The sequence below is a fragment of the Novosphingobium sp. PASSN1 genome, assembly GCF_002278815.1.
Genome location: NZ_NKIS01000008.1, coordinates 160,379 through 180,657, shown reverse-complemented (window position 1 = coordinate 180,657; position 20,279 = coordinate 160,379). Strand labels below are relative to the sequence as shown.

The window sequence follows — 20,279 nt, the reverse complement described above, 5'->3', positions numbered from 1 at the left end:
ACAGGGCCTGTTTTCAAAAAGAGCGCGCGGTTTCATGGCACGGCATGGCAGATCAGCCGATTGGGGCTTTCCGCGCTGGCGCGGCTATGAAAGCGCGCGCGAGGCCGCGCCCGTGCGCTTGTGCGACCGCGCGGGGTGCGATGCGAAGGGCGATTGCCCCGCGCCCAAATCGCCCAACAACCCGGATCGCTGGTATTTCTGCCCTACCCATGCGGCCGAATACAATTCGGGGTGGAACTACTTCGAGGGGCTCGACAAGGAAGAAGCCGAACTGCGCGAGAAGGCCGAGCGCGGCGAGGCTTCGGGCTATGCGCAATCGGCCTATCAGGCTTGGGCCGGGCCCGGCGATGGCAGCCGCAGCCGCGACGAGATGCGCGCGCTCGAAGCGCTGGAGCTGGACGTGGACGCCGATTTCGAGGCGGTGCGCAAGGCGTGGCGCAGCAAGGCCAAGCTGGTCCACCCCGATGTGCGCCCCGGCGATGCCGAAGCGGCAGCTGAGTTTCTGAAGCTGCAGACGGCCTATGAAGTGCTGCGCGCCGCCGAAGAACGGCGCGAGTGGAAGGGTTCAGGCGGGGGTTGAGCCTTCGCCGATGGCGGCTTCGAGCAGCGCCGGGATGGCTCCATCATCAAAGCCTTGTTCGACCCAGCGGGCCTCCACTGCACGCAGGATGCGGGCAACATCCGGACCTGCGCTGATCCCCCGCGCGACGACCATGCCCCCCTTGAGGGGGAACTGCGGAATATCCCAGCCATCGAGTGGTGCAGTATTGCCGCCAGTGATCAGCAGCCGGTCCAGCGCGGCAGCGCGGCCGACCTTGTAGGCCAGCGGGCGGGGGTCTGTTTCTGGCATGGTGCGCGCAGCGACGAGCGCGATGTGCTTGCGCTGCGCGAGGCTGAGCCGCAGGCGCGCGCCTACGAGTTCGGCGGTGGCGGGATCGGCGGGGAGCAGCGCGGCAAAGCGGCGCAGGGCTTCGGGTGGCAAGGCGTGCGCACGCTCGGCGGCGATCAGGGGGGGCAGTGCGGCAGAATCGGCTTCGGGCAGGATCACCGCCAATACGCCTAGTTCGGCCATCCGGGACACCGTTGGCGCGGGATCGGGCAGCGCGAGCAGCAGCAGCAGCTCGCTGGCGATGCGCTCACGCGAGAGGCCCTTGAGGCCGGGGGCGAGCGCGCTGCAGGCGGCTTCTGCCGTCGGATCGGCGGGCAGCGAGCCGAAGCGGGCCTGAAAGCGGAAATACCGCAGGATCCGCAGGTAATCCTCGCGGATGCGCGCTTCGGCATCGCCGATGAAGCGCAGGCGGCGGGCAGCGAGATCAGCGAGGCCGCCGAAGTAGTCGTGGACCACAAGGTCACGCGGATCGGCGTAGAGCGCGTTGATCGTGAAATCGCGGCGCGCGGCGTCTTCCTGCCAGCTTTGCGAGAAGGCGACAGTCGCGTGGCGGCCATCGGTGGAGACATCGCGGCGCAGCGTGGTGATCTCCACCGGTCCGCCCGCGGTAATCGCGGTGACGGTGCCGTGGGCCAAGCCGGTGGGCACGCTGCGGATGCCTGCGGCCGTGAGCCGCTCGATCACCGCTGGCGGCTCCAGCGGGGTCGCCATGTCGATATCCTTCACGGCGATACCGAGCAGCGTATCGCGCACCGCGCCGCCGACGTAGCGGACTAGGCCTTCTCCCGCAGGATCGAGTGCGGCGACGAGCGCGGCGAGGTCTGCGCGCCGGGTCCAATCGGCAGCTGGGAGCGTCTCAGCCATGCCAGCGGATCCGCTGCGCCAGATTGGCGATGATCCCGGCAGTGACGCCCCAGATGCGGTGCTCGTTCCAGAATATCTCGATGTAACTGCCCCGCCGGCCGGCCCATTCGCTGGTCTGGCGTGCGTGGTTGGCGGGATCGAGCACGAAGCCCAGCGGCGGTTCGAACCAGGCGGCTACTTCGGCGGGGTTGGGCTGGATCGGGAGATCGGGCGGGACCATCGCAAGGACCGGGGTGATATCGTAGCCGGTGCCGGTGCGGTACTGGTCGGTCGCGCCGATCACGTCGACGAGGGCGGGGTCGATGCCGAGTTCCTCGTTCGCCTCACGCAAGGCAGCTTCGATGGGGGTTTCGCCCGGATCGAGTTTGCCGCCGGGGAAGGCGGCCTGCCCCGGATGCGCGCGCATGTGCGAGGGGCGGTGGATGAGCAGCACGCCGGGACCTTCGGGATGGTCCGGGCGGTCGGTCACGGCGATCAGCACAGCGGCGGGGCGCAAGGGTGTGCCGGGCAGCGGACGCCAATCCTCATAAGCGGGGGGCACCGGATCGGCGTGGCCCACATCGAACAGATCGGCAAGGCGGGTGCGCAGGCTCATGCCGGGAGCAGGCCAAAGCGGGCGCCGCAGCTGTGAACCGCGAGGGCATCGGGAGCGGACACGGAGAGCGCGTGTTCGATCAGCTGGCCATACGTGCTGCGATTGAGCCGCGCCTCGGTGCCGTGGCGCACGGCGAGGTAGAAGGCGGGCACTTCTGGGGTGCCGCGCGCGATGAGCGGGTGATCGGGACCAGCGAGGATGACGTCGTCGGTGCCCAGGCGAAAGGCGATGACAGGCGCGCCAGCCTCATCGGTGCGGACTTCCATGTCGGTCGCGATGAAGGCGGCGTCTTCCACCTCGATGGACAGGCGCTCGTGCGGGGTCATCAGCCAGTGCTGGCCCTCGGCGCCGCGCATCAGCAGGCCGGAGAAGGCGCGGACCATCGCGGGGCGGTTGATTTTGCCGCCTTCGTGGAACCACGTGCCATCGGCGGCGATGCGCATGTGGCTCGGCCCGGTGTGTGCCGGGGTCCAGGCTGAAACCGGCGGCAGGCGGCGCGCGGCCACCGCCTCGGCCAGTTCGGCGAGGGAGAGCTTGGCGAGATCGGCGGGCGGTTCATATGGCACGAACCGCCGATGCCAGATCAGATCAGCCGCGCCAAGGGCCGAGCATGCCTTCGCCCGGAAGGACGGCGGGATTGGCGGTGCGGCAGAGCAGGCGCGCCGGGTCCCACGGCCCGGGCAGCTTCCATCCGGCCGTGTGCGCGGCGGAGAAGCCAAAGAAGCGGCCATAGTAGTCCGCATCGCCGATCATCACTTGCGGCAGCGGCGCGCGCGGGTCGATGGCGGTGAGGCTGGCGGTGACGAGCGCCTTGCCATAGCCCTTGCCCTGCAGGCCGGGAAGCACGGCGACCGGGCCGACCATGATCATCGGATGGGCGCGGCCGTTTGCGTCATTCAGCGCGACCGGCCAGCACTGGATCGTGCCCGCGATATGTTCGCCTTCATCGAGCGCGGCGAAGCTGAGGCCGGGCAGCCAATCGGTCCCTTCGCGCACTTTGTAGGCCGTGCGCGCAAAGCGGTCCGGCCCGAAGGCGGCATCGAGCACGTCCTCGATCAGTGCGGCATCGATATCGGCAAGCGGGATGAGCGTGGCCAAGGCAGGACTGGCTTTCTGGTGGGTCAAGGAAGGCGCGCCGATAGCGGGGGAGGGGCTTCAGAGCAAGCAACACGGCCAGAAACGCGTTTGGCGGGGGTTAAAGCACCACCTCGACCGGGGCGGGGGCGGCCATGGCGTGAAGATCCCAGAACCGTTCGGCAATGCGTTCAGACGACAGCACAGTGCCGGGGAGGATCTGGCCGGTGACGGTGACCGTGGCGACGCGGATGGGGCCGCCCTCCAGTTCCTTGTGCAGCGATTGCGCCAGATTGCGGATGCCCGCCTTGCCGATGGCGAGCGAGGAGGCGGCGGGCCAGCCGGTGGGATCGAGCGCGAGGCCGCCGCCGGTGAGCAGGATCGTACCCGCCCCGCGCGCCTGCATCAGCGGCAAGGCCGCGCGCACCGCCGCCAGCGCGCCGCCAACGTTGACGCGGAAATCCGCCATCAGCGCATCGAGCGCAAGCTGCGAGGGGAGCGCGGAGGTGGCGCTGTATGCGTTGTAGATCAGCACTTCGACCGGGCCGACTTGCGCATCGACCGTGCTGACCGCCGCCCCAAGGGCATCGAAATCATCGGCATCGACCGCGCGCAGATCGAGCGTGCGGCCTTGCGCCGCAAATTCGGCAGCGAGCGCGGCGGACTTTTCCGGGCCGCGCGCGAAGCCCGCAATGGCATAGCCCGAGGCGGCGAAGCGCCGGGCGAGCGCTGCGGAAAGCCCCGGCCCCATGCCGATGATCAGCGCGACGGGTGGTCTTGGGGGCACGGGGCTTTTCCTTTGGCTAACGCGCGAGCAGGCGCAGGCGCGAGTTGAACTCGCCGCGATCGACGTAGCAGCCGTGAAGGTGGCGGAAACCCGAGGCCGGATCGAAAGCTTCCCGGCCATGCAGCACGCGGCGGTTGTCGAACACTATCATTTCCCCGGCCTTGAGCTTGAAGGTGAGTTGATAGGCCGGATTACGGGTCATGGCCATGAAGGTGCGGTAGGCGCGGTAATAGTCGGGCATTACCTCTGGGGCCATGTCGAACGTGGCGGCGATATGGGCGTTCCAGCGGATTTCATTTACCGCTCCGGAGCGGCTTAGCGTGATGACCGGCGCGTGGGTGCGGATATCGGCATCGCCATCGTGGAAGCGGAAGGGGATGGCCACTTCGCTGAGCAGGCGGAAGGCCTCCGGATCGGCGCTGCGCAGGTCCTCCGCCAGCGCAAAGCCATCGGCGAACAGCGAGCCGCCGCCTTGCGCTTCGTTGGCGAGGCAGTGGAGGAACTGGAAGCCGGGCGGGACTTCCTGATTGGGCAGGTCCGTGTGCAGCGGCAGGGTGACGGCGGTATAGGCAAGGTTGTTGGGATCGGGCTTGCTGACGACCTCGAACGTCATGCCGAAGTTGGTTTCCCGCAGGAAACCGATGCGGCAGGCAATATCGACGCCCGCGTCGATCCGGTCATCGAGGCCATCGACGATGGCAAGGCCGACGGCAGCCGTTTCCTCCATCCAGAAGCGCAAGGCAGCGGGTTCGGCCATGATCTGCGCGGCGGCGTGGCGGGGGACGCCTGCGGGGGTGAGATCGGAGCGCCACAGGCGGGGCTTGATCGCGGCGGGATCGGCAGCCGTCTGGCCGGGGCGATGCGCGGCGAGCAGCGCGAGGGGCATCCGGCTGACATGGCCGTCGCCATAGTGGAGGACAAGCGTTTCGCCCGCCGGTTCTGCCCGCTGCAGCACGGGGGCAGGATCGAGCGTCAGCAGATCGAGCACGCGCTCTTCGGTCTGCGGGTGGAAGGCGCTGGGGCAATTGTCGCGCAGCCAGAGCGTGGGGTAGGTGGCCGGGGCGCCATCGGCCCAAGCGGCGAGGAGCGCGTCAGGGCGCACCTCGAGTCCAGTCAGTGTCATCGGAAAATCCCGTCATGTCGCAAGAGTGATCGCTGGTGGAGCGGATCACGGCTGCGGGGGCGGGCGCCAGTCCTGCACTTTGCCATAGCGAATCGACGCGGGGCGCCGGCCATGGACAAGATCGAGGCAGGAGAAGGTCATGGGATGGCAGCCTATGCCTTTGGCCCTGCGGCAACAAGCGCAAAACCGGGGCGAGTGGATTGCCACGCTTGGGCTTCCGTGCAACCCCTGCACCGGATGGATCATGCGCACGGCACGGCTGGCAGCCAGCAGGCGGACACCGCCCCTTTTCTCCTCACCCTGATCGGCATCGGCGCGGCGACGGCGGCGGCGCATATCGGCAACAATTTCACGACCTACCTCGTCGGCGGGCTGATGGACCGGTTCGGTTTCACGCCGTTTGCGATGGGCGCGTGGAACATGGCCGAGACGCTGAGCTATGCGGCGGCGATGTTCCTCGTGGCGCCGCGCGCGCGGGGGCTGGATGCGCGGGTGCTGGCGATGATCGCAAGCGCGGTGGTGATCGCGGCGCAAGCCGGATCGGCGCTGACGGGTGCCTATCCGCTGCTGCTGGCCGGGCGGATCGGCACCGGGCTGGGTTTTGGCTTGATGAACAGCGCGCTCAATCTGGCGGCGGGGCGCACGGGCAATCCGGCGCGGTGGATCTCGCTCGGCATTGCGGTGCAGACGCTGCTGTATAGCGGGATCGCCATTGTGGTGCCGATGATCGGGCGTGACTACGGCGCGGAAGGCATGTTCTTCGGCCTTGCCGGGATTTCGGTGCTGTTCGGCCTGTGTGCGCTGCTCTTGCCGGGGGGTAAAGGTGCGGTCGAGAACGGGGCGGAAGCGGCGGTGCCGATTGGCGCGGAAGGCTGGCGCGTGCTTCTGGCGATGGCGCTGTTCTCGTTCGGATCGCTGGCGATCTGGCCGTTCATCGAGCGCACCGCCCATGCCATCGGCATCCCGGCGACGCAGTTCGGGCTTTACCAGAGCGCGGCGGTGCTCGCGAGCGCGGTGGGCAATGCGGGCCTCGCGCTGGTGATCGGCCGCCTGCCGCGCGCGTGGCCCTTGGCGGCGGCACTGGGGGCGTGCGCTGCGATGTGCGGCCTGCTGACGACAGTGGGGAGCGCGCCCGCATTCGGCGCGGCGTTCGTGGCGTTCATGGTCAGCTGGTTCCTGACGTATCCGCTGCTGATCCGGCTGGCTTATGCGCAGCCGGCGGGCGAGCGGCTGGCGGTGATGACCTCGGGTACGTGGCTCCTGGCGCAGAGCCTCGGCAGCCTTGCGGCGGGCGCGATGGCGCAGGGTTTTGGTGCCTATACGCTGATCGGGCCGGTGGGCGGCGTCATCTGCGCGCTGGCGATTGCGGCGGCGCTGCCGGTGGCCAGAAGGCTGGACCGTGAGGCTGCCTAGCTCTCTGCGAAAGTGAAGGGTTCCGGCGTCTTGCGGTAGTCGTCCGGCAGGATTTCACGGCCCAGCGGCGGTTCCGCGCGGGCGGTGCAGGTGGCGCGGTTGCACAGGCGGCAGGTGACGCCGATGGGGGTCGCCGCCGGTTGCTCACCGCGCGCATAGACCAGTTTGGGCGCGTGTTCGGCGGCGCAGCCGAGCGCGATGGCGCGCAGAATGGCCGGGCGGCCATGCGCGCCGCCGCCCGAGGTGACCGAGCGCGCGACGCTGAAGAAGCGCTCGCCGCTGGGGAGTTCGAGCCACTGAGTCAGCACTTCGCCGGGGCGGCGGAAGCAATCGTGCAAAGTCCACAGCGGACAGCCGCCACCGTGCGCAGCGAAGGGGAAGCCCGCGCTGTCGAGCCTTTTGGAAACATTGCCGGCCGCATCGACGCGGATGAAGAAGAAGGGCACGCGCTCCTGTCCGGGGCGATTGAGCGTGGTGAGGCGGTGCGCGACTTGCTCGAAGCTCGCGCCGAACTGGCCGGAGAGCGCTTCGATATCGTAGGCGCGCGCTTCCACTGCGCGGGCGAACCGGTCGTAGGGCATGATGAGCGCGGCGGCGCCATAGGCGGCGAGCGCGCGGCGGACGAGCTGCGCGGCGGTCTCGCTGGCGAAGCTGGCACCGCGCACCATCGCCGCGATCTCCGGGCGTAGCGCGGTATAGGCGATGTGCAGCGCCATCTGCCAGCGCCGCGCCTGCGGGCTGAGTGTTTCGTCGATCAGCAGCTGTTCGGCGTGGCGATCATAGCGGCGCAGCGCGTCCATCATGATGTCTGCGGGCATGAGGCGCACGCGCAGGCCCTGCCCGCGCAAGTATTCGGCAAGGCCGCCTTCCTGCAGGCCGCCCAGCTTTTCGATTTCCTCCGAAAGCGCTTCGGCCTTGCTGTCGAGGCCGGGGAAGTAGTTGCGGCGGTCGGTGACGAAGCGGCGCGCTTCGGCGAGGGGATCGGCCATGCCGCTGCCGCCGCTGCCGCGCAGGCCCGCCAGCGCCTGCTGTTCGCGGATATAGGCGGTGTGGAGCCGCAGCATGGCCTCGGTAATGCCGGGATAGCTGGTGGCGACGTCGGCCACTTCGAGGGCGGGCAGGTCGATCTCGGCGAAGATCGGATCGCGCAGCACATCGGACAGGCGGCGGGCATAGTCATCGCGCTCGTCCGCCGCGAGTTCGCTGACATCGAGCTTGTAGGCCTTGGCGAGTCGCAGCAGCAGGTCCGCCGTCAGCGGGCGCTGGTTGCGTTCGAGCAGGGCGATATAGCTGGGCGAGATCGCGAGATCATCGGCCATGACCGCCTGCGTGAGGCCGAGTTCGCGGCGCAGGCGCTTGAGCCGGGGGCCGAGGTAGAGCGGGCGCGATTCCATGAGTCCTCCTGCGTGTTCTCCGGCCTTGTGCGGGCTGCACAACTTTACAAGCATATTCTGTAAAGTTTTACAACATGACTGCGCTGCGGGTTTCGCGCTGCGGTTTGCGGGTCTAGCCGGTGGTCATCAAGCCTGTTCCCTGAAGAAAGCAAGACCCATGACCTACTCGCAGACCATCAACGAAGCCGCCAAGGCGATCGCGCCTTATGGCCAGCCCTGGGATGGGATCGACGCCGCTTCGGTGGCCCGCATGCGTCTGCAGAACCGCTTCCAGACCGGGCTCGACATCGCGAAGTACACCGCCAAGATCATGCGCGCCGACATGGCCTCCTATGATGCGGACCCTGCCAAGTACACGCAGTCGCTCGGCTGCTGGCACGGGTTCATCGGCCAGCAGAAGATGATCTCGATCAAGAAGCACTTCGGCACGACCAAGGGCCGCTACCTCTACCTCTCGGGCTGGATGGTCGCCGCGCTGCGCAGCGAGTTCGGCCCGCTGCCCGATCAGTCGATGCACGAGAAGACCAGCGTTCCGGCGCTGATCGAAGAGCTCTACACCTTCCTGCGCCAGGCCGATGCGCGCGAGCTGGGCATGCTGTTCCGGGAACTCGATGCAGCCAAGGCTGCGGGTGACGCGGTCAACACGCACCGCCTGCTGCACAAGATCGACGAGTACCAGACCCACGTCGTGCCGATCATCGCCGATATCGATGCTGGTTTCGGCAATGCCGAGGCGACCTATCTGCTGGCCAAGAAGTTCATCGAAGCGGGCGCGTGCTGCATCCAGATCGAGAACCAGGTCTCGGACGAAAAGCAGTGCGGCCACCAGGACGGCAAGGTCACCGTGCCGCACGAGGACTTCCTCGCGAAGATCCGCGCTGTCCGTTACGCGTTCATGGAACTCGGCGTGGACGACGGCGTGATCGTGGCGCGCACCGACAGCCTTGGCGCAGGCCTCACGAAGCAGATCGCGTTCGTGAAGGAGCCGGGCGATCTGGCTGACCAGTACAACGCGTTCCTCGATTGCGAGGAAGTCGATAGCGCCAACCTTGGCCACGGCGATGTGCTGATTGCCCGCGATGGCAAGCTGATGCGCCCCAAGCGCCTGCCTTCGAACCTGTTCCAGTTCCGCCCCGGCACCGGAGAGGACCGCTGCGTGCTCGATTGCATCGCAAGCCTGCAGAACGGTGCGGACCTGCTGTGGATCGAGACCGAGAAGCCCCACATCGGCCAGATCGGCGGCATGGTGAACCGCATCCGCGAAGTGATCCCCAACGCCAAGCTGGTCTACAACAACTCGCCCAGCTTCAACTGGACGCTGAACTTCCGCCAGCAGGTGTTCGATGCATGGGCTGCTGAGGGCAATGATGTGAGCGCCTATGACCGGGCGCGGCTGATGAGCGTGGACTATGATGGCACTGATCTGGCCGACGAAGCCGACGAGCGCATCCGCACTTTCCAGCGCGATTCGGCGCGTGAGGCGGGGATATTCCACCACCTCATCACGCTGCCGACCTATCACACCGCCGCGCTCAGCACCGACAATCTGGCGAAGGAGTACTTCGGCGACGCCGGGATGCTCGGCTACGTCAAGAACGTGCAGCGCGAAGAAATCCGTCAGGGCATTGCCTGCGTGAAGCACCAGAACATGGCCGGGTCCGACCTTGGCGATGACCACAAGGAATACTTCGCTGGTGAAGCCGCCCTCAAGGCGGGCGGCACGCACAACACCATGAACCAGTTCGCAGCTTAATCGCAGAACAGAGGAGCAGGACAATGGCTGAACCGACCCGGGCCCGTGCGGTCCTTTCCACCGAAGATTTCAAGCTCATCCGCGAGGCGGTGCTGCACTACCTCAAGGTGATCGAGGACCAGCCGGAATCGGTGAAGTTCTCGCACCTTTATCACCGGCTCGGGAGCGCCATGGGCCGCTAAGAGCTGCCGCGCCCCACACGAGACTTTCCTGGGGAGGAAAGCTGGCCCGTCGCACTGCGGTGCGGCGGGCCATTTTATTTCAGATGCTGACGCGCCACTGGCTGAGGCGCGCGACGGCATCTTCCAGCATGGCGGGCGGCTTGCAGTGGCACAGGCGCACGATGGTGGTGGGGCCGCCATCACCCTCCCACAGCGCGGAAAGCGGGATCGAGGCGACACCAGCCTCGCGCACCGCGCGTTCGCTGAAGGCGGTGTCGTTCAACGCGATGCCGCTGGCGGTCAGATCAATGCAGGCGAACCACGTGGCGGCGCTTTCGAGCACCGCGAACCCGGCGGCGCGCAGACCCTCGACCAGCACCTTGCGTGAGGCGGACCAATCGGCGTGAAGCCCGGCGGTGATCGCAGGATCGGCCAAGCCTTCGGCGGCGGCCCATTGCAGCATCGGCGGCGTGGTGAAAGTGAGGAACTGGTGCGCCTTGGCAAGGACGGCCACGAGCGCGGCATCGCCGACCATCCAGCCGACTTTCCAGCCCGTCGCGCCGAAGATCTTGCCTGCAGAGCCGATCTTGATCGTGCGCTGCGCCATGCCCGGCTCCGCCAGCAGCGAACGGTGCGTGCGGCCATCGAAGCGCACGGCTTCCCACACTTCATCGCAGATCGCGACAAGATCGTGTTCGCAGGCGATCCGGGCGAGCAGCGCGAGTTCTTCGGCGCTCGCGACCGAGCCTGTGGGATTGAGCGGATCGTTGAGGATGAGGGCGCGGGTGCTGGGGGTGATGGCGGCGCGGATGGCAGCTTCGTCGTAAGCCCAGTGCGGCGGGCTGAGCGGCACGAACACCGGCACGCCGCCCGCGCGCCGAACCAGCGGGGCATAGGCATCATAGGCGGGCGCGAAGAGCAGCACTTCATCGCCGGTTCCCACCACGGCAAGGATCGCGGCGGCGATTGCCTCAGTCGCGCCCGAGGTGACGACGACCTGTTCGCGGGTGAGTGCAAGGCCTTGCTCGCGCGCATAGAACCCGGCGACGGCATCGCGCAGTTCGGGCAGGCCCATGCTGGGCGGATAGTGCTGCGAGCGGGTTTCCATCGCGCGCATGGCGGCAGCGGTCAGCGCCTGCGGCGGCGGGCTATCGGGAAAACCCTGCCCGAGATTGATCGCGCCGAGGCTGCGGGCGAGGCCCGACATATGCTCGAACACGGTGACGGGCATGTTCGCGTAGATCGGATTGAGGGCGCGGGATGGAGTGCTCATCCGCAGAGGGTTAGCCCGGACCAGCAGGGAGTGGCAATGCACCCTCGCTGGCCCGGGCGTATGATCAAAGCACGAAGTCGGTGGCAAGCAAAGTGATCTGCGAAGCCAGGGTGATGCCAAAATCGGCCGTGCCATCGCCGTTTGTATCGCCCAGAATCAGCGTGTCGAAAAAACCGGGCGAAGTTTCGACAAAGCTGATGCGAAGTTCACCCGCCACGTTTTGGAAGGCGGCGGTGCCGATGAACGTAAAGGCGTCGTTTGTGGCAGTGCCTGCCTTGGCGTCGACCGCTGCCAGGTTGATCTTGTCGCCACTGGCCCGGCTGAAATCTGCGATGTAGTCTGACGTGTTGCGGGTTATCCCACTGAAATCGCCGGGTCCAAAGAGGAACAAATCTGCGCCGCCGCCGCCGGTCAAAGTGTCCTCGCCGCTGCCGCCGGTCAGGCGATCGGCGCCATCCCCGCCGTTCAGCAGGTCATCTTCGCTGCCGCCAAGCAGGATGTCATTACCAAACCCGCTGATCAGCCTGTCGGCGCCGCCAAGGCCTGATAGCGTGTCTTTGTCGCCGCCGCCGATCAGCGCGTTGTCGTTCTCGTCGCCGACAAGCGTGTTGGTCTCCGTGCGCGAGCCGAGGATGTTTTCGAATTGCGCATAGCTGTCACCAATGGCCACGCCGGTGAATGCAAAACTGCCGTCGAGCGCAACCTTGATCGAACCGGCGTCGCTGAAATCGAGCGTGTCGATACCGGCCCCGCCATCTGCGAAGTCGGCGTTGGAGCCGGGTCTGAAGCGGTCATCACCCGAACCCATATCGATCTGGCCGTCGATCAGCCCACCACGATTGTCGAGCACATCGTTGTTGGCCTCAAGCTTCACATCACCGACGATCGTGCCGCGATTGATCAGCTTATCGTTGCCTGAAAACAGCCGGACCGTCCCTGCGATGTTGCCGTGATTGCGCACGATGTCGTCACCGGCATCGGTGAAGATGGCTGTGTTGTTCGGATCACTGCTGATCACGCCGAAATTGTTTATGACGCCAGTGCCTGAGGCGAAGAATATCCCGTTGTAGCCAGCGATTGTGCCGAAGTTGGCAATGACGATCTTGTCTGTGGTGTTGAGCTCGCCGCCAACCACAATCGCCGAACCGACGCTGCTTATGCTGCCATGATTGGTGATCCGGCCATTTTTGGCAGACAAGTTGATGCCGTTGTCAAAGCCATCGACACTGCCGCCGGCGTTGACCAGCACCGAGTTGCCCGAATCGGTCTGCGCCGATCCGAGTTCGATCCCGATGTGCGCACCAAACAGGTTGCCCGAAACAACCACCTTGTGCCCACCCCCGCTGCCGAGGACAGAGTTGTCGCCGGTGGAAACGCTGGAAACACGGACCGGGACGTAGAGATTGTCGAGCGTTCCCAGGTTGTAGGTTATGCCAGTCGTGGTCTGGTTGGTGGCAATTCTGAGCGGCATGGACTGTTCCTCTGGTCATGGCGAAGCGGAAATTGGGTTGGCTTACGGCGCGACCAGACGCTCTTGAGGAAAGAATAAGCACAGCTGCGGCGAGGTGGCAATCACATACTCGATCATTGCTATGCCTAATGGCAGAGCATTGGTGCCGGTGCGCGGGGGTGTTTTTCGGTAACTGCTTTACCGGGCGCAGGCCTTGCACGCGCAGGGCTGCATTTTTTCAGGTTCGGTTGACCTGCTATTCGCCACGCTGTCGCCTTTTTTGGGAACAGGACGGTAGGGCGGGAGGTGTGGCCTGCAGAATAAATCGCAGAATGCCCATGGGATAACCAGCTAAGTGCTGGCTGGGGCGGGAGGATTCGAACCTCCGAATGCCGGTACCAAAAACCGGTGCCTTACCACTTGGCGACGCCCCAACGGGAGCCGCGCTTATAGCGGCGACTGTCTGAATGAAAAGAGGCGGATGGGGCAGGATTTCGCCCCATCCGCGCTTTCTCTTAGAGCGTTCCTTCGGGCAGGGCCGCGAAATCGGCGGCGCTGTGGCGTTCGAGCACGCCCTTGTTGGTGTTGACGAGGCGGCCGCGCTTCACGCCGGGGCGCGCGTCGATTTCCGCGACCCAGCGGCCGACGGCTTCGTATTCGTGCATCGAAAGGAACGTTGCCGCCTCGCCGTAGGCTTCGCCGCGATAGATGTTGCCGAGCCACGGGTAGGCCGACATGTCGGCGATGGTATAGTCATCGCCGCCAAGGAAGCGGGTTTCCTTGAGGCGGTTGTTCGCCACATCGAACAGGCGCTTGGTTTCCATCGAATAGCGATCGATCGCATATTCGATCTTGAACGGCGCGTAGTGATAGAAGTGGCCGAAGCCGCCGCCCATGAACGGCGCGGAGCCGACCTGCCAGAACAGCCACGAGAGCACCTCGGCGCGCGCCGGGCCGCTTGCGGGGAGGAAGTGGCCGAACTTTTCAGCCAGATGCATCAGGATCGCGCCCGATTCAAACACGCGCACCGGCTCCGGCCCGCTGCGATCGACCAGCGCGGGGATCTTCGAATTGGGATTGATGGATACGAACCCGCTGCCGAACTGGTCACGATCAAAGATCTTGATCAGCCAGGCATCGTATTCGGCTTCCTTGATGCCGAGCTCGAGCAGCTCCTCAAGCATGATCGTGACCTTCTGGCCATTGGGCGTGCCGAGCGAATAGAGCTGGAACGGGTGCTCGCCGACCGGAAGCTCCGCTTCATGCTGCGCGCCGGCAGTGGGGCGATTGACGGCGGCAAAGGCACCGCCGTTGTTCTGGTCCCAGACCCAGATTTTGGGGGGCACGTATTCTTCGGACATCGGGATCTCCTTGGGGATGGATTGCTGGGGCCAAGAGTGGCGCTGCCATGCGCGGATGGCAAGGCGGGGGAGGGACGGAGATAATCTGCGCAGGCCCCACCTTTTTCTATCAGGCCAGCATTTCCAGTGCGGGCACCAGCTCGTCGAAGTGGTCGATCACCGCATCGGCGCCGAGTTCGTGCGCGGGCAGATCGTTGAAGCCGAAGCTTACAGCGACCACCGGCATCTGCGCGGCGCGCGCTGCGCCCACATCGAACGTGGTGTCGCCGACGAAAGCGGCCGCCCCGCCGCCGCCGCGCGCGGTCATTTCGTGCAGCATGTCGGGCGCGGGCTTGGCGCGGCCGGGGCCAAGCGTGTTGCCGCCGATGATCGTGGCAAAGCGGGGCGTGAGGCCGAGTTCATCGAACAGGCGGCGGGCGAGATCCTCGCGCTTGTTGGTGGCAATGGCGAGGTGGACGCCGCGTGAAGCCAGCGCATCCATCATCGCCTCTCCGCCCGGAAACAGCGCGGTGTGGCGGGCGATATTGTCGGCATAGAAGGCCAGCAGGCGCTCTTGCAGGGACGCAAAATCCACCCCGTCCAGTCCGCCGCTGGCCATCAGCGCATTGTGAAGCATCTGCGCGCTGCCGCCGCCGATGAAGCGCCGCGCCTCCTCCAGCGGAACGAGCGGGCGGCCCGCATGGGCGAGGGCGTGGTTGAGCGCGTGGCCGATATCATGCGCGGTATCGAGCAGCGTGCCGTCGAGATCGAAGCCGACGATCTGGAAGGGAAAATCCGTCATGGTTCAATCCGTGGCGGCGCATTCTGGAAACTGCAAGGAAATGCTGGCAAGGACGCGTGCATGACTGACACGGCTTCTCCGCTCGCACTTGTTGTCCTCGCCGCTGGCAAGGGCACCCGCATGAAAAGTGATCTGCACAAGGTGCTGCACCCCATCGCCGGGCGGGCCATGCTGATGCACTTGCTGGCCAGCGCCGATGCGCTCCAACCGCAGCGCAAGGTAGTTGTGGTTGGTGCTGGGCGCGAGCAGCTGGCGGCGGCGCTGGGCGAATCTGCGGAGCTGGCGGTGCAGGATCCGCAGCTTGGCACCGGCCATGCGGTGCAGCAGGCCGAGGGTGCGCTCTCAGGTCCGGACGGGGCCGGATTCGCTGGCGATGTGCTGATTCTCTATGGCGATGTGCCGTTCGTGCGTGCCGAGACGATGCGCGCGATGTTGGAGCGGCTGCACGGGCCGGACAATCCCGCGGTGGTCGTGCTGGCGTTCGAGCCGGAGGATGCGCTGCAATATGGCCGCGTGATTGCGCAGGATGGCGCAATCCTGAAAATGGTGGAGCACAAGGACGCGAGCGAGGCGGAGCGCGCCTGCCGCTTGTGCAATTCCGGCCTGATGGCGGTGCGCGGGGACGAGCTCTTCGGGCTGCTGTCGCGCGTGGGCAACGACAACGCGCAGGGCGAATACTACCTCACCGATATCGTCAACGTGGCGAACGGCGATGGCCGCGTCTGCGCGGTGGTGGTGACGGACGATCCGGATGAAGTGGCCGGGATCAACAGCCGCGCCGAACTGGCCGAGGCGGAAGCGCGCTGGCAGAAGAAGCGCCGCCTGCAGGCGATGGCGGACGGGGCAAGCCTCGTCGCGCCCGAGACAGTGTGGTTTGCGTGGGACACGAAACTGGGCCGCGATGTGACGGTGGAGCAGAACGTGGTGTTCGGCCCCGGCGTGACCGTGGCGGACAACGTTTCGATCCACGCCTTCTGCCATATCGAAGGTGCGCGGCTGGAAAGCGGCGCTTCGGTCGGCCCGTTCGCGCGGCTGCGGCCCGGCGCGGTGCTGGAGGAGCAGGCGAAAGTTGGCAATTTTGTCGAGGTCAAGAACGCAGTGCTCCACGCGGGCGCGAAGGCCAGCCATCTGACTTATCTGGGCGATGCCGATGTCGGCGCGGGCGCGAACATTGGCGCGGGCACGATCACCTGCAACTATGACGGCTATTTCAAGTATCGCACGGTGATCGGCGAGCGGGCGTTCATCGGCTCCAACTCCGCGCTGATCGCACCGGTGAAGATCGGCGCGGACGCCATCGTCGCCGCAGGCAGCGCCGTCAGCCGCGATGTGGCAGACGGCGAGCTGCGGCTGGTGCGCGCCGAGCAGCTGGTCAAGCCCGGCTGGGCCGACCGCTTCCACGATGCGATGAAGCGCAAAAAGGCGGAGCGGAAGTGATCGCCATTGTTCAGGCCGGACCTGAACATCTCGATGGCTGGGCGGCACTGCGGCACCTGCTGTGGGACGAGGAGCCTGCCAGCGCCCACCGCGCGGAGGCGGAGGAGCAGCTGGCGGATCCGGAGCGGTTTCTCAATCTTGTGGCGCTCGAGCACGGCGCGGTTGTCGGCTTTGCCGAGGCCTCGATCCGCCATGAGTATGTGAACGGGTGCGAGGACTCGCCGGTGCTGTTCCTCGAAGGCATTTGCGTTGCGCCCGAAGCGCGGCGACGGGGCGTCGCACGGCGGCTGGTGGCGGCGGTGGCAGAGTGGGGCCGGGCGCGGGGTTGCGGTGAGTTCGCCTCGGACGCCTGGCATGACGATACCGAAAGCCATGCTTTCCATCTTGCCGCCGGTTTTGCGGAAACCGAGCGTGTCGTCTATTTCCGGCAGGAGCTTTGATCGATGCCTATTGCCCAGATCAACGTTTCGCGCTTTCGCAAAGCCAAGGCCGATCCCGCCAACCAGTCGTTCATGGACGCGCTCGATCGCGTGAATGCGCAGGCCGATGTGGCGGACGGGTTCATCTGGCGGCTGGTGGGTGAAGGCGACGCCAACGATGCCACCGCCATTCAGGTCATCGCGGGAGACGCAGACTTCATCGTGAACCTTTCGGTCTGGCGCGATGTGCCTGCGCTGGAAGCCTTTGCCTATCGCCAGGCCGATCACCGCAGCGTGCTCGCGCGGCGGGCGGAGTGGTTCGATGCGGTGGAGCCTTCGCTGGCGCTGTGGGAAGTGCCTGCGGGATACATCCCCACGGTGGCCGAAGCGCTGGACATGCTGGCGCAGCTGGGCCGCGAGGGGCCGAGCGCGGCGGTGTTTACCTTCAAGTGGTGGCGCGAGAACCGTTGAAGGCGTTTTGTTTACCCGGCACGCCTATGCATTTTTGCCTATAGCTATGCCAGTGATTTCTCTTGACATGATATCATGATATGATATCATGATATCATCATGACGCGCATCCTTGCAGACTTGCCCGACGAAGACATTGCCAAGCTCGATGCCCGCGCGGCTGAGCAGGGCCGATCGCGTGCGGCCCTGGTGCGTGAGGCGGTGCGACTGTTCCTCGTGCAGGGGGACCGGAGCAACGACTGGATCGAACGCTACGCCGGGCTCTGGGCAGACCGTGAGGATATCCCGGATGGGGTCGAATACCAGCGCGCCATCCGCGAGGATCGCCGTCCTTACGACGAAATCTGAACTGTGTCCGATCCCTTTTTCGACACCAATATCGTCATCGATTGGCTGAAGCGCCTGCCGCAGGCGACGGCGGAGCTTTCGCGCTATCGCCGCCAACGTATCAGCCGGATCGTGTGGACCGAAGTGCTGGCCGGCGAGGCGCTGGAACGCCGCGATCTGGTGCGTGAGGCGCTCAGCCATTTCGAGACGGTGGAGATCGACGCGCGCATTGCCATGGCCGCTGCCGATATCCGCTATCGCAGCCGCATGAAGCTCATGGACGCCTATATTCTCGCCACGGCGCAGATCAACGGCGCGATCCTCGTCACCCGCAACACCAAGGATTTCCCGGCTGAAATGCCGGGCATCCGCGTGCCCTATACCCTCTGAGAGAAAGTCCCTCGCTCCATGTGCGGAATTATCGGAATTGTCGGCAAGGAACAGGTCGCGGACCGGCTGGTAGATGGCCTGCGCCGCATGGAATATCGCGGCTATGACAGCGCCGGGATCTGCCTTGTCGAAGGCGGCCAGCTGGTGCGGCGGCGGGCCGAGGGCAAGCTCAATAATCTCGTGCTCGAACTCGCGCGCAATCCCGCTTCGGGCCTGATCGGCATTGCCCACACCCGCTGGGCGACCCACGGCGCGCCGACGACCAGCAATGCGCACCCGCACGCCACGGGCGAAGTGGCGCTGGTGCACAACGGCATCATCGAGAACTTCAAGCCGCTGCGCGATGCCCTGATTGCGCGCGGGCGCACGTTCGAGAGCGAGACCGATACCGAAGTGGTCGCGCATCTGATTTCGGAGCAGGTTGAGGCGGGGCTTTCGCCGCAGGACGCGGTGAAGGCGGTGCTGCCCACGCTGCGCGGCGCGTTTGCGCTCGCGATTGCCTTCCGCACGCACGATGACATGCTGATCGGCGCGCGGCTCGGCTCGCCGCTGGTGGTGGGCTATGGTGAGGGGGAAACCTATCTCGGTTCCGACGCGCTGGCGCTCGCACCGCTGACCCAGCGCATCACTTATCTGGAAGAGGGCGACTGGGTGGTGATCACGCGCGAGGGTGCGACGATCTTCGACGTGAACAACACGCCCGTCACGCGGCCCATCGTGGCCTCAGGCGCGACGGCTTCGGCGATCGAGAAGGGCGAGTTCCGCCACTTCATGCAGAAGGAAATCTTCGAGCAGCCGACCGTGGTGGCGCAGACGCTGCGCAGCTATCTGCGCCGGATCGATCAGACCGTGGCGCTGCCGCAGATCGATTTCGACCTTTCCAAGATTTCGCGCGTGACCATCGTGGCCTGCGGCACCAGCTTCTATGCCGGGATGGTCGCGAAGTACTGGTTCGAGCAATTTGCGCGCCTGCCAGTCGATATCGATGTGGCGAGCGAGTTCCGCTACCGCGATCCCGTGCTGGAGCCGGGCGGCCTTGCGCTGTTCATCTCGCAGAGCGGCGAGACGGCGGACACGCTGGCAGCGCTGCGGCACTGCAAGGCGGCGGGGCAGACCATCGCGGTCGTGGTCAACGTGCCGACCAGTTCGATGGCGCGTGAGGCGGATTTGCTCCTGCCCACCCATGCCGGGCCGGAAATCGGCGTGGCCAGCACCAAGGCGTTCACCTGCCAGCTGGCCGTGCTGGCCGCACTGGCCGCGCATCTGGCCGTGAAGCGCGGGCGGCTCAACCGTGAGGAAGAGGCCGAGATCGTCGGTCATCTGGCCGAAACCCCCGCCGCGCTCAATGCCGCGCTGGCCCATGATGGCGAGATTGCGGCGATGGCGCATCTCATCGCCCCGGCGCGCGACGTGCTCTACCTCGGACGCGGAGCGGACTATCCGCTGGCGCTGGAAGGCGCACTGAAATTGAAGGAAATCAGCTATATCCACGCCGAAGGTTATGCTTCGGGTGAGATGAAGCACGGGCCGATTGCCTTGATCGACGAAGCCGTGCCGGTCATCGTGCTCGCGCCCTCCGGTCCGCTGTTCGAAAAGACCGTGAGCAACATGCAGGAAGTGCGCGCGCGCGGCGGCAAGGTCGTGCTGATCTCGGACGCGGAAGGCATTGCCGAAGCGGGCGAGGGCTGCCTCGCCACCATCGAGATGCCGAAGGTGCATCCGCTGATTGCGCCGCTGGTCTATGCCGTGCCGGTGCAACTCCTCGCCTATCACGTGGCCGTGGCCAAGGGCACGGACGTTGACCAGCCGCGCAATCTGGCGAAATCGGTGACGGTGGAGTGAGCGCGCCTGACGCGCGGGCGATGCTCGCGCTCAATCAGGCGCATGTGGTCGAAACGTCCTCGCTCGATCTGGCGGGGATGCAGGCGCTGATCGATCAGGCGTTCTATCTGGGCACCTGCGAAGCGGGCGGGGCGGAGGCCTTCCTCCTCGCGGTCGATCAGGATGCGGACTACGCGAGCCCCAATTTCCGGTGGTTCCGCGCGCGCTATCCGCGCTTCGTCTATATCGACCGGGTGATCGTGGCACCCTCGCAGCGGCAGAAGGGCTGGGGGCGGCGGTTCTATTCAGCGCTGTTCGATGCCGCGGCAGCAGCGGGCCACACGGTGGTCGCCTGCGAAGTCAATGCGGAGCCGCCTAATCCGGCGTCGGACGCCTTTCACAAGGCACTGGGCTTTGCCGAAGTGGGCAGCGCGGTGCTGGCGGGGCGGGGCAAGACGGTGACCTATCTGGTGCGGGCGTGCGGCCCCGGCTGAGG

Annotated in this window: 22 protein-coding genes and 1 tRNA gene; 11 read left to right on the top strand and 12 right to left on the bottom strand. The window is 66.0% G+C overall.

Annotated elements, in window-relative coordinates:
* Nucleotides 1-34: 34 nt before the first annotated feature.
* Nucleotides 35-580: a J domain-containing protein gene (locus tag CFE35_RS14690; protein ID WP_292931562.1), complete on the top strand. Its 546-nt coding sequence runs from the start codon at nt 35-37 to the stop codon at nt 578-580.
* On the opposite strand, the gene CFE35_RS14685 is transcribed toward CFE35_RS14690, so the two are convergent.
* The 6 genes from CFE35_RS14685 to CFE35_RS14660 form a co-directional block, all read right to left on the bottom strand.
* Nucleotides 566-1,753, bottom strand: a complete 1,188-nt coding sequence (locus CFE35_RS14685) for a CCA tRNA nucleotidyltransferase (RefSeq protein WP_292931560.1) — start codon at nt 1,751-1,753, stop codon at nt 566-568. The two genes, CFE35_RS14690 and CFE35_RS14685, sit on opposite strands and share 15 nt — an antisense overlap.
* Nucleotides 1,746-2,348, bottom strand: coding sequence for a CoA pyrophosphatase (locus CFE35_RS14680; RefSeq protein ID WP_292931559.1), 603 nt, complete (start codon nt 2,346-2,348; stop codon nt 1,746-1,748). Before CFE35_RS14680 ends, CFE35_RS14685 begins: the two co-directional genes overlap by 8 nt.
* Nucleotides 2,345-2,914 carry a DUF1285 domain-containing protein gene (locus CFE35_RS14675; protein WP_292931558.1) on the bottom strand — a complete coding sequence of 190 codons (570 nt, stop codon included), beginning with the start codon at nt 2,912-2,914 and terminating at the stop codon, nt 2,345-2,347. The genes CFE35_RS14680 and CFE35_RS14675 overlap by 4 nt, the downstream gene beginning before the upstream one ends.
* A 22-nt stretch (nt 2,915-2,936) precedes the next feature.
* Nucleotides 2,937-3,446 carry an N-acetyltransferase gene (locus CFE35_RS14670; protein WP_292931556.1) on the bottom strand — a complete coding sequence of 170 codons (510 nt, stop codon included), beginning with the start codon at nt 3,444-3,446 and terminating at the stop codon, nt 2,937-2,939.
* A gap of 97 nt (nt 3,447-3,543) precedes the next feature.
* Nucleotides 3,544-4,209 carry an SDR family NAD(P)-dependent oxidoreductase gene (locus tag CFE35_RS14665; RefSeq protein WP_292931555.1) on the bottom strand — a complete coding sequence of 222 codons (666 nt, stop codon included), beginning with the start codon at nt 4,207-4,209 and terminating at the stop codon, nt 3,544-3,546.
* Nucleotides 4,210-4,225: 16 nt separating this feature from the next.
* Complete coding sequence (locus CFE35_RS14660; protein ID WP_292931554.1) at nt 4,226-5,332, bottom strand: TauD/TfdA family dioxygenase; 1,107 nt, start codon at nt 5,330-5,332, stop codon at nt 4,226-4,228.
* Between the two features lie 237 nt (nt 5,333-5,569).
* Between CFE35_RS14660 and CFE35_RS14655 the strand changes: the two genes are divergently transcribed.
* Nucleotides 5,570-6,745, top strand: a complete 1,176-nt coding sequence (locus tag CFE35_RS14655) for an MFS transporter (RefSeq protein ID WP_292931553.1) — start codon at nt 5,570-5,572, stop codon at nt 6,743-6,745.
* Here CFE35_RS14655 and CFE35_RS14650 read toward each other — a convergent pair.
* A complete protein-coding gene (locus CFE35_RS14650) occupies nt 6,742-8,139 on the bottom strand; it encodes a short-chain fatty acyl-CoA regulator family protein (RefSeq protein ID WP_292931552.1) in 1,398 nt (465 codons plus the stop codon). The two genes, CFE35_RS14655 and CFE35_RS14650, sit on opposite strands and share 4 nt — an antisense overlap.
* A gap of 157 nt (nt 8,140-8,296) precedes the next feature.
* On the opposite strand from CFE35_RS14650, the gene CFE35_RS14645 reads away from it, so the two are divergent.
* The gene (locus CFE35_RS14645; protein WP_292931550.1) at nt 8,297-9,892 is read left to right on the top strand and encodes an isocitrate lyase; all 1,596 of its coding nucleotides are present in this window, start codon (nt 8,297-8,299) and stop codon (nt 9,890-9,892) included.
* Between the two features lie 23 nt (nt 9,893-9,915).
* On the top strand, nt 9,916-10,074 hold the full coding sequence (locus CFE35_RS14640) for a hypothetical protein (protein ID WP_169793754.1): 159 nt from the start codon (nt 9,916-9,918) through the stop codon (nt 10,072-10,074).
* Nucleotides 10,075-10,153: 79 nt separating this feature from the next.
* Here CFE35_RS14640 and CFE35_RS14635 read toward each other — a convergent pair whose 3' ends face one another.
* From CFE35_RS14635 to CFE35_RS14615, 5 genes are all read right to left on the bottom strand, one after another.
* Nucleotides 10,154-11,326 carry an aminotransferase gene (locus tag CFE35_RS14635; RefSeq protein WP_292931548.1) on the bottom strand — a complete coding sequence of 391 codons (1,173 nt, stop codon included), beginning with the start codon at nt 11,324-11,326 and terminating at the stop codon, nt 10,154-10,156.
* A 64-nt stretch (nt 11,327-11,390) separates the two neighbouring features.
* Nucleotides 11,391-12,797 (bottom strand): calcium-binding protein, encoded by a 1,407-nt coding sequence (locus tag CFE35_RS14630; RefSeq protein ID WP_292931547.1) that lies wholly within the window; start codon nt 12,795-12,797, stop codon nt 11,391-11,393.
* 338 nt (nt 12,798-13,135) lie between these two features.
* Nucleotides 13,136-13,210: transfer RNA gene (locus tag CFE35_RS14625), tRNA-Gln, on the bottom strand.
* A gap of 81 nt (nt 13,211-13,291) precedes the next feature.
* Complete coding sequence (gene yghU, locus CFE35_RS14620) at nt 13,292-14,137, bottom strand: glutathione-dependent disulfide-bond oxidoreductase (protein WP_292931545.1); 846 nt, start codon at nt 14,135-14,137, stop codon at nt 13,292-13,294.
* Between the two features lie 109 nt (nt 14,138-14,246).
* The gene (locus CFE35_RS14615; protein ID WP_292931543.1) at nt 14,247-14,918 is read right to left on the bottom strand and encodes an HAD hydrolase-like protein; all 672 of its coding nucleotides are present in this window, start codon (nt 14,916-14,918) and stop codon (nt 14,247-14,249) included.
* Nucleotides 14,919-14,978: 60 nt separating this feature from the next.
* On the opposite strand from CFE35_RS14615, the gene glmU reads away from it, so the two are divergent.
* From glmU to CFE35_RS14580, 7 genes are all read left to right on the top strand, one after another.
* On the top strand, nt 14,979-16,355 hold the full coding sequence (gene glmU / locus CFE35_RS14610; protein ID WP_292931541.1) for a bifunctional UDP-N-acetylglucosamine diphosphorylase/glucosamine-1-phosphate N-acetyltransferase GlmU: 1,377 nt from the start codon (nt 14,979-14,981) through the stop codon (nt 16,353-16,355).
* On the top strand, nt 16,352-16,795 hold the full coding sequence (aac(6'), locus tag CFE35_RS14605; RefSeq protein ID WP_292931539.1) for an aminoglycoside 6'-N-acetyltransferase: 444 nt from the start codon (nt 16,352-16,354) through the stop codon (nt 16,793-16,795). Before glmU ends, aac(6') begins: the two co-directional genes overlap by 4 nt.
* A 3-nt stretch (nt 16,796-16,798) precedes the next feature.
* The gene (locus CFE35_RS14600; RefSeq protein WP_292931538.1) at nt 16,799-17,245 is read left to right on the top strand and encodes a DUF3291 domain-containing protein; all 447 of its coding nucleotides are present in this window, start codon (nt 16,799-16,801) and stop codon (nt 17,243-17,245) included.
* Between the two features lie 99 nt (nt 17,246-17,344).
* Complete coding sequence (locus CFE35_RS14595; RefSeq protein WP_292931537.1) at nt 17,345-17,593, top strand: ribbon-helix-helix protein, CopG family; 249 nt, start codon at nt 17,345-17,347, stop codon at nt 17,591-17,593.
* Nucleotides 17,594-17,596: 3 nt separating this feature from the next.
* A complete protein-coding gene (locus tag CFE35_RS14590) occupies nt 17,597-17,962 on the top strand; it encodes a type II toxin-antitoxin system VapC family toxin (RefSeq protein ID WP_292931535.1) in 366 nt (121 codons plus the stop codon).
* 18 nt (nt 17,963-17,980) lie between these two features.
* Complete coding sequence (glmS, locus tag CFE35_RS14585; RefSeq protein WP_292931533.1) at nt 17,981-19,804, top strand: glutamine--fructose-6-phosphate transaminase (isomerizing); 1,824 nt, start codon at nt 17,981-17,983, stop codon at nt 19,802-19,804.
* Nucleotides 19,801-20,277 carry a GNAT family N-acetyltransferase gene (locus CFE35_RS14580; RefSeq protein ID WP_292931531.1) on the top strand — a complete coding sequence of 159 codons (477 nt, stop codon included), beginning with the start codon at nt 19,801-19,803 and terminating at the stop codon, nt 20,275-20,277. The genes glmS and CFE35_RS14580 overlap by 4 nt, the downstream gene beginning before the upstream one ends.
* The last annotated feature ends 2 nt before the right edge of the window (nt 20,278-20,279 follow it).

Coding starts and splice junctions, on each gene's coding strand:
- CFE35_RS14690 (WP_292931562.1), top strand. CDS start 35: ATGGCACGGCATGGCAGATCAGCCGATTGGGGCTTTCCGCGCTGGCGC.
- CFE35_RS14685 (WP_292931560.1), bottom strand. CDS start 1,753: ATGGCTGAGACGCTCCCAGCTGCCGATTGGACCCGGCGCGCAGACCTC.
- CFE35_RS14680 (WP_292931559.1), bottom strand. CDS start 2,348: ATGAGCCTGCGCACCCGCCTTGCCGATCTGTTCGATGTGGGCCACGCC.
- CFE35_RS14660 (WP_292931554.1), bottom strand. CDS start 5,332: ATGACACTGACTGGACTCGAGGTGCGCCCTGACGCGCTCCTCGCCGCT.
- CFE35_RS14655 (WP_292931553.1), top strand. CDS start 5,570: ATGGATCATGCGCACGGCACGGCTGGCAGCCAGCAGGCGGACACCGCC.
- CFE35_RS14650 (WP_292931552.1), bottom strand. CDS start 8,139: ATGGAATCGCGCCCGCTCTACCTCGGCCCCCGGCTCAAGCGCCTGCGC.
- CFE35_RS14645 (WP_292931550.1), top strand. CDS start 8,297: ATGACCTACTCGCAGACCATCAACGAAGCCGCCAAGGCGATCGCGCCT.
- CFE35_RS14640 (WP_169793754.1), top strand. CDS start 9,916: ATGGCTGAACCGACCCGGGCCCGTGCGGTCCTTTCCACCGAAGATTTC.
- CFE35_RS14635 (WP_292931548.1), bottom strand. CDS start 11,326: ATGAGCACTCCATCCCGCGCCCTCAATCCGATCTACGCGAACATGCCC.
- CFE35_RS14630 (WP_292931547.1), bottom strand. CDS start 12,797: ATGCCGCTCAGAATTGCCACCAACCAGACCACGACTGGCATAACCTAC.
- yghU (WP_292931545.1), bottom strand. CDS start 14,137: ATGTCCGAAGAATACGTGCCCCCCAAAATCTGGGTCTGGGACCAGAAC.
- CFE35_RS14615 (WP_292931543.1), bottom strand. CDS start 14,918: ATGACGGATTTTCCCTTCCAGATCGTCGGCTTCGATCTCGACGGCACG.
- glmU (WP_292931541.1), top strand. CDS start 14,979: ATGACTGACACGGCTTCTCCGCTCGCACTTGTTGTCCTCGCCGCTGGC.
- CFE35_RS14600 (WP_292931538.1), top strand. CDS start 16,799: ATGCCTATTGCCCAGATCAACGTTTCGCGCTTTCGCAAAGCCAAGGCC.
- CFE35_RS14595 (WP_292931537.1), top strand. CDS start 17,345: ATGACGCGCATCCTTGCAGACTTGCCCGACGAAGACATTGCCAAGCTC.
- glmS (WP_292931533.1), top strand. CDS start 17,981: ATGTGCGGAATTATCGGAATTGTCGGCAAGGAACAGGTCGCGGACCGG.